This is a genomic window from Halosolutus halophilus (assembly GCF_022869805.1).
GTDB classification, from domain to species: domain Archaea; phylum Halobacteriota; class Halobacteria; order Halobacteriales; family Natrialbaceae; genus Halosolutus; species Halosolutus halophilus.
In genome coordinates this window covers 715,326-730,653 of sequence record NZ_CP094974.1, presented here as the reverse complement: position 1 = coordinate 730,653, position 15,328 = coordinate 715,326, and the positions used below count along the sequence as shown (strand labels likewise).

Genomic DNA, 15,328 nt, shown 5'->3' with positions numbered 1-15,328 from the left:
TGTTTTATGTGCGTCCTCTCGGAATATCCGGTGTGAGGCGATCAGTGGTATGAGAACACACGACTCGAATCAGCTCAACCGTTCGCCGCGAACAGGATGTTACAGCACGGCCCCGATCGAACGAACAGCCGGACGGCCGGCAGCGGGCAACCGATCGGAGGCGATCTGATGGAGGTCGACAGGTCGCGTGCGAAACGCGTCGCATCCGAGGCGTTCCAGGCCCACGGCATCGCACCCGCGGATTCCGACCTCGCCGCCGACGTCCTCGTGACGGCTGATGCGATGGGCAAAGGATCACATGGCCTCCTCCGGCTACCACGGTACGTCCGTGGAATCGAGCACGGAAACGTCGATCCCGAGGGCAAAATCGAGGTGGTGCGTGATTCAGGGGCTGCGGCAACGCTTGACGGCGGATCGAAGTTAGGCGCGACTGTTGCAACTAGGGCGATCGCCGAGGCGATGGACCGCGCTGACGAGTACGGCGTCGGCGTGGTCGGTGCACACAGCTCTAATCACCTCGGGATGCTCGGATATTACACAAACCAGGCGCGCCACGATGGGTACGTCGCTATCGGCATGACCAATACAGAGCCAGCCATGCCCCCCTACGGCGGCTCCGAACCCATTCTGGGAACGAATCCAATCGCGATCGGTCTACCCACCCACCCACCTTTCAATCTCGATATGAGTACCTCCAGCATCGCCCGGGGGAAGATCCTTGAGAAGAGCGAGCAGGGCGGATCCATTTCGGAAGAAATCGCTCTCGACTCGCAAGGCGAGCCAACGACCGACCCGGAGGCAGCCCTAGAAGGGACGATACTTCCTTTCGGCGGCCCTAAAGGATCGGGACTGGCGATCGCTGTGGAGATATTGGCCGGCGGGCTCGTCGGGGCGGCAATGGGGCGGGAGGTCACCGGGACGTACCACACCGAGGATCCCTGCACGAAGGGGGATCTCTTCGCCATCATCGATCCCGATGCACTAGCCGGGAAAGGGTTCGCGGACCGTGCAAGCGAGTATCTCCACTCGCTCAAACGTGAGCCGCTCGCCTCCGGTTTCGACGAGATACGGCTCCCAGGCGAGCGATCAGTGAAACGGGAACGGAACGCCGAGACGATCTCAATCGACGACGATCTCTGGGAGGAAGTGCAGTCGCTCACTGAGTAGACGGTTTACGACGGCCGATCATCCGGTCGAGCGCATCCGCGTGGCCACCGGTTTTCGTCTTCTCCTTGCAACGATGACGACATGACGTGTGCTGGGCGCGATAGAAACGAGCGGACTAGCGGCCGAAGTCGACGAACGAACCCGAGAGACGCCCGATTCGTCCGACCGAGACGCCTGTCTCGACCCTCACTCGCCGGAGACGTTCGCTCACTGGCGCACGCCCGTCGAGTCGCTCATCCGTCGACGGCATCCTCGTTAACCAGGTTCGACGGCCGATCGCCCTCCAGCGCCTGCCGAACACACCTTGCGGCGGCCCGCCGCCGCTCCACGTTCGCCTCCTCGGAGTACCAGCCGACGTGCGGCGTCGTGAGGACCGCCTCATGGTCCCGGATCGGATCGTCCGCAGCGGGCGGTTCCGTGGGGAAGACGTCCAGTCCGGCACCTCCGATCTTGCCGGCTTCGAGCGCGTCGAGTAAGGCTACTCGGTCAACGATCGCGCCCCGAGAGGCATTGATCAGATACGCGTCGTCGCGCATTCGGTGGAAAGCGTCCTCGTCGAACAGTCTCCTCGTCGAATCGGTCAGCGGAGAGTGAACAGAGATGATATCGGCACCGTCGAGCAATTCCTCGAACCCGAGAAGTGTCACGTCGTAGTCGACGACTTCCTCTTCGTCGACGTACGGATCATGTGCGATCACATCAGCCCCTAGTGCGGCGGCGCGCTCGCCGAACGCCCGTCCGATCCCCCCGAACCCGACGACACCAACGGTCCGTGTCGAGAGCCGGTGGATCGGCGTCCCAACGTCGCGATCCCACTCGCCGCCGGCGACTGACCGGTCGTAACGGTGTAGCGACCTGGCCAGCGCCAGAGCCATTCCGAGCGCGTGAGTCGCGACCTCCTCGAGACAGTAGTCCGGAACGTTTGTCACGTAGATCCCCTTCTCGCTGGCCGCGTCAAGGGCTACGTTGTCGACACCGATCCCGTAGCGAGCAATGATCTTGCATTCGTCGAGACTGCCGATTGCCGACCGATCCAGTTCCGCACGGAGGTTGAGTATACCATCGACAGAGTCGGGGAGTTGCCGACCGACATCGCCTACGTCCGCTGCCAGCGTCCGTACCTCGGCGATACCGTCGAGAACTGTGCGTTCGATCGCCAGGTCGTCGAAATCATGATCAGTGACTACAATGTGATAGTCTACCATACGGAGGCGTTGACGAAACGAGTCCAAAACGTTACCGGTCCTCGAGACGGCTGCGATTACCACTGACTGAGAGGCCGACAAGCATCCCCGGCCCGAGCCCGTCGGCTCCGCACAGACTCGGGATCTCGAGAACCCGGGGACAGTTGTCGAACGGTACGCTTATATCGACAGATTCGCTTCCTAGAGACAGATATGTCGGAGGAATCGGACAAAAGCGGGTTTCGTGCCTATCTCGAGCACAACCGCGAAGCCATCCTGCGGGACGTGAGCGTTGCACTACTGTGGACGGGCGCTATCGCGTTCATGGTCGACCAGCTAGACTGGCCGCTGTGGAGTTTCTTTACGATCTACTTCGGGGTGTGGTACATCTACCTCCAGGCGGTCCCGGCGTGGGAGTCTCTCGCAGAGGCGGAAGCAACGAACGATTCCTAGTCGTCACGTCGCCGAGCGTCTAGGTCTCCCCGGATACCGGTGTGAGATCGAGGCCGTGGGCTGTCAGTGACGCCACCTGAAGCGGACCCTCGACTGAGGCATGGGTTGATCGCTTCGTGACAATCGAACCGTTCTGTTCCGACCGGTATTTTGTTAAGAGCTGACGTATAGGTACTGCCATGGCAGTCGCCGTAGACGATATCGAGACGATTACGTTCGACTCGTTTACCACCTTGGTCGACGTGCTCGGGTCGACAGACCGGGTCCTTCGTCAGTACGTCGACGATCCAGACCCGATCGTCACCCGCTGGCGGACGCGGGCTGTCGAGTACCGGATGCTGTGTAACTTCGTAGGGGCGTACGAACCGTACCAGCGGACTACGCGACAGGCCCTGAAGTACGCGCTGGCGGTCCACGACGTCGAACTCTCCGAAGAGACGATCGACGCGGTCGCCAACGTCTTCCGACAACTCGACGTTTTCGGGGACGTGGCCGACAGCTTCGAACAACTCGATGACGCGGGGTACGACCTCTATATCGTCTCGAACGGCGAACCCGAACTCCTCGACGCCATCGTCGAACGCGCGGACGTGGACGACCACGTCATCGATACGATCAGCGCGGACGAGATCGAGATCTACAAGCCGGATGCGGCGATCTATCAGCACGCTTCGAACCGAACCGATACACCTCTCGAAAACGTCGTTCACGTAGCGACGCCCTGGTACGACGTCTTCGGTGCGATGAACGCCGGCATGCAAGCCGTCTGGGTCAATCGACAGGACCTCCCCTGGGAGACCTACGACGGTGAACCCGACCTAATCGTCGACGATCTGTTCGAATTCGTTGCAGCGTTCGATGAATAGCACATCGGTCGGCACCATAGTTGGTGAAGATCGGTTCAACACCGTGCTCAGCGAGAAGAGTTCTCGGATGGACGAGGCCTGACAGTTCAACCCTTATCGCCTGATCCCGATGGTTACCGTCCGAAACAGTCCGTAGCCAGTCCTCTCGTGTGACTTCCAGGATGGCAGCCACCGTCGCGGAACTCTCCTCTCGACTCGACTAGGAATATCAGCAGAAAGGCGGTGAGACGCTGGTAGACACCCATCACACAAAACAACAGGCCGGTCCCGTCGTACACCGATGCCTGGATGCCCGGATCCGGCGTCTGTTCCAATGGTTTGTAGATCGGCATCTTCCCGCCGGCTATCCGACCGATGGAGATTACGATTCTGAGACCAACCGCCACTGTAATCAATGGCGGAAGAAGCATCCCAACCCCGCGACGCCAGCCGACCACCGCGCTCACAGCGCAAACCGCGTTAGCGAGCACGTATTTTCGTTTTTGACTGTGACTGCTCTCAACGGTCCTGCTAACCTCCGATGGGCATTGGACCCCAGTGATCAATTCTCACCAAGCTATCGAGACGTGTTCGATCTAGTCGAACAAAATCATTTCCAAGCGAACGTACAGAACGAACTCAGTAGTAGAAGATCATCGAAGGATAATACTGACAACAACCCACCAGGATGCTGTGAACCACTGGACGGGCTGGATCCAACAATCAAACACCCGTAGAACGTTCGGGAGCGCTTCAGCCGACCAACGGTCTAGCATCACAGGAAACGCGAAGGCCTCGTTGTTGGGTACTCCATTACCGAACCGGGAGATAGTCGAGAGCCCGCATAGAAGCATTGGTCTATCTTGCGTGAACCGGGTGTTCGATGACACAAAACGGCATCGTGAGCGACCCTCGATCTCCACTGACTGCAGGTCTTAGCAGACACGGAATTACAGTGGAAACGCTGTTTCCCCACCGAAATACTAACGTACTCATATAATTAATGGGGTATGTATGTGGAGGAAGAGTATTTACTACAGTACGAGTGTAAATTGACGCCGCCTGGGCCAGCCTCTGCTTCTAGGATCACGAAGGAGTTGTTCGGTGCCATCGAACACAGGTATGTCATAGGACGTACTAGGTACGGCACTGGCGCGCAAGATACAGTCCCTAAGAAGCAGCAGTCGTCCGTCTGGAACCCTGGCTGTGTCACTAACGCGGGGCTGATTGTGCTGGCAGCCGTCGACATTGTTCTCCGCGGAGCGCGGAACGCTTGGATCAGTGTGCCCGAGTCAGTGTATCGTGAACTGGAAGGTGGGACGGTCGTGCGGCTACCACGGCACAACTCAACCGCCACAGCGGCCGGCGTGCCTAGATCGACGTGGTTGTGGTGGGACGGCCGCAGACTTCGCACGGCTTGCTGGCGCTCAGGGATTCGACTCCGTCTTGCTGATTCCTCTGTTTTACATATAGTTCGAAAATTCTACACTACTGGTTCGATCGCTCGCAGAAAGTTGTGCTCAATCGGCTGGATGAATACGATTTACAGCCCGCTGTCAGGTATCGCAGTGCGCTTGACGGGACGGTGATTCGGTGTGGCAATCAGCAGTACTGCCTGTACGCTGGAATCGATCCCAAGGCGGACAGCGGCTTACCAGATCCGACTATTTCCGCCGTCTGCGGTTGCACATTCAGTGATTTTTGCGTGGGTTGCTGAGCGACAGGGTTCCAGAGGTGTGGTTCTGGTCGATGTCACAAGCCAACCCCATACATTCACCACCGAAGATCCAAAGTTCGGTCCGAATCCACAGATTATTATGTTTATGGGTTTCTGGAAGATATGAGTAGGTAATACCACTGAATTTTTGAGTTTCCATCGATATTATCACATTGCCGGCTGTAGAGTCGCGGTTCCCAGTCCACGCGGTCCGATATAGCCTGTGTCGGATATCCCCTCTCATTGCACGCCTCATAATAATCACTATTCGTATAGGAAATAATAAAGATAAGAAAATAGATGATACACTCTCGTTCCGTCGCTTCGGTTTCGATCGGTTTCACAAGTATCAACTAGGGTTGGTAGACGACTAGTGGACACATCGAGAATGGATCGTGAGTCATTGCAGGACTGCTCACGAGTCCAAAATCATGAATTTCAGTTCTGCACGTGGAATGCGAAGCCGGAGACAACCCTGCCACACACGCAGACTACGCGGTCGGTTTCGAGCGGACGGGCGTCCGTCCTCAATCAAATCGTGTTTCGAATTCGGATCCTCGTGAAGTGTGAGGTCGAATTTCTACTACTCTCACGGACCAGCGGCGAGTCGGATACGTGGATTCTTGTTCGTGTATCGCGATGCCGTCCTGAGCGAATGTAGTCTCTTCACGGCGGTCCACAGGCACACATGGTACATCACATCTGGAGAAACTGTTTGAACGATTGCAAAACGAGGAACTGATATGATTTTCGAATGATCTATTACGTCCATATGGATGTAAATTCAGGATCAACCGCGGAATCGGTCTGCGACCTTCTGACGAGAACCGTTAAAATATATACAAGCGTATGTGTGTAATCCCGGTGCTTTCCGTCCACTGCTGCCGTTTGTTCTGTGCAAACACGATCCCTGCAAATCGAGTCGCAGCGGATATCGATATCAAACGCGTTTTCGAGGTGCGAACACTACTGGACCTGTGCGGCGTTTACCTCGATCACGTTCGACGTGTGCTGGACCATCTCCGCAACCTCCTCTTCCAGCCGATCGCCCTGCATTCGACTCGTCGGCCCGGTAACGCTGACGGCGCCGATCACGTCGCCGCTCCGGTCGAGGACTGGTGCTGCGACGCACTGCAGCCCTTTGAAAATCTCCTCCCTGTCGTACGCGAGTCCCCGCTCCTGAATCTCCTCGAGTTCCGCTAAGAGTTCCTCCCGCTCGGTGATCGTGTTCGATGTCTTCGCTGCCAACCCGTGGCGGTCGATTATTTCCCTGACGCGTTCCCCGGGGAGGTGTGCGAGGATCGCCTTCCCGAGGGCGGTACAGTGCATGGGATTACGTCCACCGACGTAGGAGGCGGTTTGGACGGCGTTTTCGCCCTCCGCTTTGTACAGGTAGACGCCCCGACCGTGCTGTTCGACCATGAACTGTGCGACTTCGCCGCTGACGTCGGCCAGCCGCTCGATCTCTTCTTCCACGACGTCGTAGATCTTGATCTCGTCGCGAACGTACTTGCCGAGATCGAGAAACCGGAGACTCAGCCTGTACTCGTCGTCACGTTTGACGACGAACTCGTTCGCCTCGAGCGTCGCCAAGTGCGTATGTACGGCCCCTTTCGAGGCGTCTAGGTGGTTTGCAATCTCCGTCACTCCTGCGCCGTTTAGTCGTTTCAGCGCATCGAGTATGTCACAGGAGAACTGGACCGCGTTCACGGTCCGTCGTTCCGTCGGTCCGTCTTGGTGTTCGTTCATACTCTCTGATGGTAGCACGACCCACATAATTGTTTGCATGTGGAAAACGCACCCGCTACGATCTACATTAAGCCGCAAGCGTTCGGTATCCGTCGCACGTTTGATCGGGCCGGCACAGAACTACGTCGTTCGCAGAACCAGTAACGGTGACCTCGATCGCGCGCGTTCACGACTTGCAAACGACTCACGGACGACCACCGTGGAGGAACGTGGTCTCACAGCGACGCTGTGACAATGGACGGAGAAACGAGAGAACTCAGCTGGACGGAGTGATCATATGCTTTTCGAGGTCGTCACCATCGTCGATCGATTCCCGGTTCTTGACCGCGTTGCCGGTCGCTCTGTCAAAGAGGTGGATCCGATCGGCGGGGAAGATGATATTGATGTCCTGACTCGAGTCGATGACGAGTTCGCCGCTGATGCTAGCGGTCAACGTCTGTTCGCCGATGTCGAGATAGAGGTTCGACACTTCCCCCATCGGCTCCATTACCGTTACGTCTGCAGTGATGGCGTTATCGACGGACGGTTTGGCGAGTTCGATGTCCTGAGGCCGAATACCGAGCGTCAATTCTGTGTTCTCGTCGGCGATCTCTTGCTGGATCTCCGACGGGAGATCGTACTCGAACGACGGCCCGACGAGCGTCCCGTCCTTGTGGGTAACTTCGATGAAGTTCATGCTCGGCGATCCGATGAAGCCCGCGACGAACTGGTTCGCCGGCTCGTGGTAGCACTCGAGCGGCGTCCCGATCTGCTGGAGCCGACCCTGGTTGAGCACGGCGATCCGATCGCCCATCGTCATCGCCTCGGTCTGGTCGTGGGTCACGTAGACCGTCGTGACGTCGAGATTCTGCTGGAGTTGTTGCAGTTCTGTTCGCATCTGAGACCGCAGTTTCGCGTCCAGATTCGACAGCGGTTCATCCATCAGGAAGATTTCCGGATCGCGAACGATGGCGCGACCGAGTGCGACACGCTGTTGCTGGCCGCCCGAGAGTTCTTTCGGCCGCTTCTCGAGGAGGTCGGTAATACCCAGAATATCGGCCGCTTCCTCGACCTTTTCGATCCGCTCTTCTTTTGAAAGATCCGTTGTCATCTTCAGCCCGAAAGTCATGTTCTTCCGGACGTTCATGTGGGGATACAGTGCGTAGTTCTGGAACACCATGGCCACCCCTCGTTCTTTGGGCCGTTTCCGGGTGATCTCTTTTCCGTCGAGATCGATGGTTCCTTGGGTTGGCATTTCTAGACCGGCCAGACAGCGCAACGTCGTCGATTTGCCGCATCCAGACGGACCGACGAGCACGAGGAACTCGCCGTCCTGGATCGTGATGTCGAGATCGGTGACGGCAACGATCGTGTTACTGCTGCCGTCGTCATACACTTTCGTCAATCCGCTTACGTCAACCTGTCCCATAGTCCTGTTACGGGGGTTTGAGTGTATTGCTAATAAATCCCGTGGTGAGGAGACTTGGTCAGCTACTCGACCACGAATCGAACGTTCTCACCTTCGTCGACCCACTCTCCCGGACTCGGTGCAGTTTCGACGGACGAGAGGGGGGTCCCGTTGACGCTGACGCCCTCTACACGCCCGTCGACTCCCTCGACGACGAATTCGCGAACCGGCGTCATCTGACCGACGTCGACGATGAGCGTGGTTCCGTCGACACCGACCTCGATTTCGGCCAGTTCGTCGCGCGCTTCGTCGTAGTAGCGTCCGGATGCGCCGCCATCGGCGAGTGTGGCCTGAAGCGTCAGTCGTTCCGGCGGCCCCTCTTGAACCGTCTGTGCTGGCTCGCGCGTCGGAAGCACGCAACCGGCGCGGACGTACAGCGGGATCCGATCGAGCGGCACGTCGACGTCGAGGGTCTGTTCACCCGCATAACGCTCGCCGGACCACCACTCGATCCACTCGCCCTCCGGCAGGTAGACCGATCGCGAATCGGTCTCGTCGAACACGGGTGCAACGAGCAGCGACTCGCCGAGCAGGTACTGGTCTGCGATCTCGTGCGTTCGCGGATCGTCTTCGAACTCGAAGAGCAGCGGTCGAACGATCGGGTACCCCGTCCTGCTGGTCACTTCGGCCTCGCTGTAGATGTACGGCAGGAGCCGGTAGCGGAGTCGGGCGAACTCCCGGAAGATCTCGACCGCTCGCTCGCCGAACGCCCAAGGCTCGCGCGGGGTCGTCCCGTGACACCGGGAGTGACTCGAGAGCAACCCGAACTGCGCCCACCGAACGTACACCTCGTCGTCGGGTTCGCCGCGGAAGCCGCCGATGTCGTGACTCCAGTAGCCGATGCCGGACAGCGACGCGCTCAGCCCGCCGCGCAACGCGGCGGCCATCCCGTTGAACGATGTCTGCGGATCACCGCCCCAGTGGACGGGGAACCGCTGGCTTCCGGTCCAACCGGCCCGGCCCCAGACGAGCGCCTGGTCGTCGCCGTTGACCTCCCCGACGGTCTCGTAGACGGCCTCGTTGTAGAGGTACGGGTAGAGGTTGTGCATCGCTTTGCCGGAGAGGCCGTTGTCGAAGACCGCGTCCTCGGGAATGTACTCCCCGTAATCGGTCTTGAACGTGTCCACGCCCATCTCGAGCAGGTCGCGGTGTTTATCGGTCCACCACGCGACCGCGTCGGGGTTCGTGAAGTCGACGATTGCGCCGCGGTAGTCGCCCTGACAGGTCCGCTCCATCACGTACGGCTTGCCGGTACCGTCCTCGACAAAATAGCCCTCTTCGCGGCCGGTCTCGAACGCCTCGGTGCTGACAGGGACGTGGGGGTGTTCCCACAGCGAGAGCCGGAAGCCGTTCTCGTGGAGCTCCTCGATCATCCCTTCAGGGTCGGGGAACTGCTCTGTGTCCCAGACCAGATCAGTCGACTTGTTTTCGCGCATCCAGAACGGATCCAAGTGGACGACGTCCGCCGGGATTTCTTCCTCGCGTAGGCGCGCGGTGATCGCCTCGAGTTGTTCGCGCGACTCGTAGCCGAGTCGCGACATCCAGACGCCGAAACTCCACTTCGGTGGACGATCGGGTCGACCCGTCAGCGCCGTGTACGCGCTGTGGATCTCCTTGATGGACGACCCGGCGAAGAAGACGAACGCGAAGGTGTCGTCCTCGACGGCGACCGTCGCGCTGGCGGTCGACTCGTTCCCGAGGTCGTAGCGCACCCGGTGGGTCGTATCGACGAGCAGCCCGTATCCCCGCGACGAGACGTGAAACGGGATGTTCTTGTATGCGCGCTCGCTCTCGGTGCCCAGCGGTTCGACGTGCCAAGACTCGATCTCCTGGCCCCGCCGATCGAAGGGCGTGAACTTCTCGCCCAGCCCGTAGATGCGCTCGCCGGGAGCCAGCGCGAACGCGGTGCCCGTCTCCGTCACCCGGTGAGGGCCGTGGTTGATCTCCTCCTCGCGGAAGCCGAGCGGTTCGACGCGGTCGTTTCCCCGGACGTCGAGGTCCTTCCGCTGTTCCTCGAAGCGGACCGCGCCGTCAGCGTCCTCGACGCGGAACGACCACGTCTCGAGGCCGATCTCGAGGCAGAGGTCGCCGGTGTCGACCGCGAGCACGCCGTCGCGCTCGTCGAGGTCTAAGACGACGTCCTCGCGGATCGCGTCCTCGTCGAACTCGGGATAGGGGTTGCGATCGGTACCCGCTTCGGGGTTCGCCCGCAACTCGAACCGGAACGTCGAGGCGTTCAGAAACCGGATCGTGACCGGAACCGGCCGATCGTCGCTGCGGGGCTGCTCGAGGGTCCGATCGACGTCGCAGAGCAATTCGATCGTGTTGCCGGTCCGCTCGTACTCCCGGACCGAACTGACGGTAGTGTTGACCATTCGTTCTCAGAGAGACGCGGACACCCTATTAAAACTATTCACGAGTCGTCGCCACCCGTGTCGCGGTCGGACCCACTGTCTCACCCTAACCACAATCATTATAATGCTATTCTCTCTCTTGGCGAGTGTACTTATGGAAGACGAGCCAGATTACCGGATTCCGCAGGGCGGCGGCGTGCCGTGGCGGGATATGGGCCTCGAGGAGACCCACCGACCACCCGAGCGGGACGTCGAAATTACCGACATCAAGACCATGGCGATCGCGGGCAACTTCACCTGGGGGATCGTCAAGGTGGAAACGAACACCGAACACTACGGGCTCGGCGAAACGTTCCGAGCAGAGGCCGCCCTCGACATGGCCGGTCGGATGGACGTCGACCTGGTCGGCGAGAACCCGCTCGACACCGATCGGATCGTCGAGTTGCTCAACCAGCGCTATACGGGCTGTGGCCGGATCGGCCAGGCGGCGTTCACGGCGATCGAGACCGCCTGTTACGACATCAAAGGGAAGGTATTCGACGTTCCCGTCTACGAACTCCTCGGCGGGAAGTACCGCGACGAGATCAAGATCTACTGCGACACCCACGGCGGCGAGTCGCTGGGCGAAGCCGAGGCGCACGACCCTAGGGAGGTCTATACGCCCGAATCGTACGCCCGCGCGGCCCGCGAGGTAGTCGACGAGGGGTTCGAGGCGCTCAAGTTCGACCTCGACGTACCGACCCACGCCGAGTACGACGAAGCCAACCGCCGGATGGACAACGCGGCGCTCGAACACAAGGTGCAACTCGTCGAGGCCGTCCGTGACGAGATCGGCTACGATATCGACCTCGGGATGGACCTCCACTGGAACTTCACGAAAGAGACCGCCATCCGCCTAGGGAAGAAACTCGAGCGGTTCGATCTCGCGTGGCTCGAGGACCCGGTGCCGCCGGAGAAACTCGACGTCCAGCGCCGCGTGACCGAAGCCCTCGATCTCCCCGTACTCACCGGCGAGAACCTCGTCACGCCCGCCCAGTTCAACAAATATGCCCGCGAGGGGGCGATGGACATCGCCGCTCCGGACGTCAACAAGTGCGGCGGTCTCGGAGAGATGAAAAAGATCGCGACGATCTGCGACCTTTACGGCATCCCGATCGCCTCGCACAACATCTCGAGTCCGATCGGCACCGTCGCCGGCGCGCACCTCTCGGCGGCGATTCCGAACTTCCTCTGTATGGAGTGGCACTCCAGGGACGTGCCGTGGTGGAACGAGTTCGCCGTGCGCACCGGCGAGCGAGGCCCGATCCTCGAAGACGGGTACATCGAGGTCCCAGAAGGACCCGGCCTCGGCGTCGAGATCGACCGCGAACTGGCCGCGGAGTACCTCACCGATGGCTCCGAACTGATCGTCTGACCGGCCGGGCCGATCGGTACCTTTTTTGATCGTTTCGCTCCACGTGGTGGTGTATGCCTACACACACCGTCGTGGTGAGCGACCACGATTTCGACACCCTCGACATCGAACGGGAGGTCTTAGACGACGTCGCCGACGTACGCGACGCCGGGGGCGACGTCGACGTCGACGCGAACGTCGACGAGTACCTGATCGACGCCGACGCCGTATTGAACCTCCGCTACGACATCGATCGTACGCTCATCGAGCGGATGGACGATTGCCGGATCGTCGCACGGTACGGGATCGGCGTCGACAACGTCGACCTCGAGGCGGCGACCGAGCGCGGCCTCTACGTGACTAACGTCCCTGATTACTGCCAGGAGGAGGTGGCGACCCACGCGCTCTCGCTGTTGCTCTCGCTGTACCGGGGCGTCACCCGGTACACGGAGTCGGTCACCGCGGGCGAGTGGGAGCGCGACGTCGCGACGCCGATCCGCCGGCTCTCGACGCAGACGCTCGGAATCGTCGGCTTCGGAGCGATCGGGCGGGCGGTCGCCGACCGCGCCGCCGCCCTCGGGTTCGATCTCGTCACGAGCGATCCGTTCATCGACGAAGAGACGGCCGCCGACCACGGGGCCGAACTCGTCGCGTTCGAGACACTGCTCAAGCGGGCCGACGCCGTGACGATCCACTCGCCGCTGACGCCGGAGACGCGCGACCTGTTCGACGCCGACGCGTTCGCGCGAATGCGGGAGTCGGCGGTGCTGGTGAACGTTGCGCGCGGACCGATCGTCGACGCCGACGCGCTCCTCGCCGCCCTCGACGCGGGCGAGATCGCGGGTGCTGGCCTCGACGTCTTCCCGGACGAACCGCCGGTGGCGGACGATCCGTTGCGGACCCACGATCGCGTCGTCGCGACGCCACACGTCGCCTGGTACTCCGAGGAGGCGAACGCGGAGCGGCGCCGGAAAGCCGCGGAAAACGTCCGTGCGGCGCTGCTCGGCGACCGGCCCGCGAACCTGGTCAACGACGTGTAGATCGGCGCTCGAATTCTGCGGTCTCCGACCGTCCTTCTCTACCGAAGCAGATCGTGTCCTGACAGGACGAGACGTCTCGAAGGGAAACTCGCGCAAGAAATGGGAAACGCCGTCGGTTCGGCCAGAAAACGGGTCGTTCTCAGGCTTTGCCGACGCCGGCGGTCAGCCCTTCCACGATCTTGCGCTGGAAGAACAGCATCAGCAGGAGCAGCGGCACGATCGACATGAACACCGCCGCGGAGATTGTCGCCCACGGGTAAGTGTACTCGCCTTGGTAGAGCGCGATTCCGACCGTGATCGTTCGCATCGAATCTTCGGTCATGAATGTCAGGGCGAACAGGAACTCGTTCCACGCGTAAATGAAGACGATGATCGCCGTCGTCGCCATCGCCGGCGCGGAGACCGGGAGGATGATCCTGAACAGCACGCCGATGTGTGAAAGGCCGTCGATCAGGCCCGCCTCTTCGAGTGAATCGGGGAGTTCCTTGAAGTACGCCTGAAAGATCCAGATCGCGAACGGCAACTGGAACGCCGAGTAGGGGATGATGAGTCCGAGGTAGCTGTTGAGGAAGCCGGTCGATCGCGCCAGATCGAACAGCGGAATCAGTCGACCGAAAAACGGCAGCATGGCCGAGACGAGGACGATCATCAGCACGTGGAGTTTGAAGCGGAAATCGAGGCGAGAGAGTGCGTATCCGGCCATCGATCCGAGAACGACGCAGAGGATTGCGGTTCCTGAGGCCACGATGAAGCTGTTGATGAGGTAGCGGAGGAACGGGGCCTGCTGAAGAGCCATGACGTAGTTATCCAGAGTGACCTCGGATGGCAGATACTGCACGGGAAACTGGATGATTTCCGTCGACGGTTTGATCGACGTCAGGAAGATCCAGATGATCGGGAAGAACGAGACCAGACACAGCAGGACGACCGAGCCGTAGAAGCCCAACTGTTCGCCGACTCGGTGTGGGTCGAACCGATCGAACACGGACTGGTCGTCGGCGACGGAACTCGTCGGATCGTGGGTTTTGGAACTCATGTTAGCGTACCTCCGGTTCGTACAGGGTCATGACGTAGATCAGGCAGATCACCATCGCGACGAGCGTGATGATCGTTGCGGCGGCGGCTCCTTCCCCGAACTCGAATCGAGTGAACGTTTGGCTGTGGGCCCACAGCACCAGCGTCGTCGTCGATTCGCCGGGGCCGCCACCGGTCAGCCCGTAAGGGAGTCCGAACGCCTGGAACGCCGGCAGTGTCCGGAAGATCAAGGCGACCAGGATGACCGGTTTCAACAGGGGGAGGGTCACGTACCAGAACTGCTTGACTTTTGATGCGCCGTCGATACGCGCGGCCTCGTAGAGGTTGTCGGGAATGCTCGCGAGTCCCGCGAGCAGGATTAACGCGACGAACGAGGTCGTCTTCCAGATCGTTACGAACAACATCGACGCGAGTGCGATGTCGGGATCGGAGAGGAACGGATACGCCGACTCGAGGATCCCGACGCGAATGAGGAGATCGTTGATGACGCCGTATTCGCCGTGGAACAGCCAGGACCAGATCTGTGCGTTGATGATCGTCGGCAGTGCCCAGGGGAACAGGATCGCGACTAGCGCGACGTACCGGCCCCAGAAGTCCCGGTTGATGAGCAGCGCGACGCCGAGCCCGAGCACCATCTCGATCGGGACGCTCACGAAGGTGTAGATCAGCGTGACCCAGAACGAGTTCCAGAACGAGGGACTCGAGAGCACCGATCGATAGTGTTCGAGGCCGACGAACTGCTGTTCCCGGGTTGGCATCACGCTGCCCGAGTGCAAACTCGTCCAGACGGTGTCGGCGATCGGATAGTACGAGATGACGAAGAGGTAAGTCAGTACCGGGGCGAGCAGTAGTGCCGCCATCTCGTTGTCGGTGAAGCGAAGCTGTTTGTATCGTCTGTACCGCTCTCGTAAGCCAGTATCCGCCTGACGGGAAGCTTCGCCAGA

11 protein-coding genes are annotated in these 15,328 nt (G+C 60.2%); 5 read left to right on the top strand and 6 right to left on the bottom strand.

Features of this window, described 5'->3' with window-relative positions; all coding sequences use genetic code 11:
- The first annotated feature begins 168 nt into the window (after window positions 1–168).
- Window positions 169–1,167 (top strand): Ldh family oxidoreductase, encoded by a 999-nt coding sequence (locus MUG98_RS03600; RefSeq protein ID WP_265110803.1) that lies wholly within the window; start codon window positions 169–171, stop codon window positions 1,165–1,167.
- 233 nt (window positions 1,168–1,400) lie between these two features.
- Here MUG98_RS03600 and MUG98_RS03595 read toward each other — a convergent pair whose 3' ends face one another.
- A complete protein-coding gene (locus MUG98_RS03595) occupies window positions 1,401–2,372 on the bottom strand; it encodes a C-terminal binding protein (RefSeq protein ID WP_265110802.1) in 972 nt (323 codons plus the stop codon).
- A 192-nt stretch (window positions 2,373–2,564) separates the two neighbouring features.
- Here MUG98_RS03595 and MUG98_RS03590 point away from each other — a divergent pair, with 192 nt between their 5' ends.
- Both MUG98_RS03590 and MUG98_RS03585 read left to right on the top strand, forming a co-directional pair.
- A complete protein-coding gene (locus MUG98_RS03590; protein WP_265110801.1) occupies window positions 2,565–2,804 on the top strand; it encodes a DUF8119 family protein in 240 nt (79 codons plus the stop codon).
- 179 nt (window positions 2,805–2,983) lie between these two features.
- Window positions 2,984–3,670, top strand: coding sequence for a haloacid dehalogenase type II (locus MUG98_RS03585; protein ID WP_265110800.1), 687 nt, complete (start codon window positions 2,984–2,986; stop codon window positions 3,668–3,670).
- A 2,662-nt stretch (window positions 3,671–6,332) separates the two neighbouring features.
- On the opposite strand, the gene MUG98_RS03580 is transcribed toward MUG98_RS03585, so the two are convergent.
- The 3 genes from MUG98_RS03580 to yicI form a co-directional block, all read right to left on the bottom strand.
- Window positions 6,333–7,115, bottom strand: a complete 783-nt coding sequence (locus tag MUG98_RS03580) for an IclR family transcriptional regulator (RefSeq protein WP_265110799.1) — start codon at window positions 7,113–7,115, stop codon at window positions 6,333–6,335.
- A gap of 256 nt (window positions 7,116–7,371) precedes the next feature.
- Window positions 7,372–8,523, bottom strand: a complete 1,152-nt coding sequence (locus MUG98_RS03575) for an ABC transporter ATP-binding protein (protein WP_265110798.1) — start codon at window positions 8,521–8,523, stop codon at window positions 7,372–7,374.
- 62 nt (window positions 8,524–8,585) lie between these two features.
- Entirely contained in the window at window positions 8,586–10,937 is a 2,352-nt protein-coding gene (gene yicI / locus MUG98_RS03570) for an alpha-xylosidase (protein WP_265110797.1), read from the bottom strand.
- A gap of 133 nt (window positions 10,938–11,070) precedes the next feature.
- Between yicI and MUG98_RS03565 the strand changes: the two genes are divergently transcribed.
- Window positions 11,071–12,330, top strand: coding sequence for a mandelate racemase/muconate lactonizing enzyme family protein (locus MUG98_RS03565; protein WP_265110796.1), 1,260 nt, complete (start codon window positions 11,071–11,073; stop codon window positions 12,328–12,330).
- 53 nt (window positions 12,331–12,383) lie between these two features.
- Window positions 12,384–13,349, top strand: coding sequence for a C-terminal binding protein (locus MUG98_RS03560; RefSeq protein ID WP_265110795.1), 966 nt, complete (start codon window positions 12,384–12,386; stop codon window positions 13,347–13,349).
- Between the two features lie 139 nt (window positions 13,350–13,488).
- On the opposite strand, the gene MUG98_RS03555 is transcribed toward MUG98_RS03560, so the two are convergent.
- Window positions 13,489–14,385: a carbohydrate ABC transporter permease gene (locus tag MUG98_RS03555; RefSeq protein WP_265110794.1), complete on the bottom strand. Its 897-nt coding sequence runs from the start codon at window positions 14,383–14,385 to the stop codon at window positions 13,489–13,491.
- Window position 14,386: 1 nt separating this feature from the next.
- Complete coding sequence (locus MUG98_RS03550; RefSeq protein WP_265110793.1) at window positions 14,387–15,244, bottom strand: carbohydrate ABC transporter permease; 858 nt, start codon at window positions 15,242–15,244, stop codon at window positions 14,387–14,389.
- Window positions 15,245–15,328 lie beyond the last annotated feature (84 nt).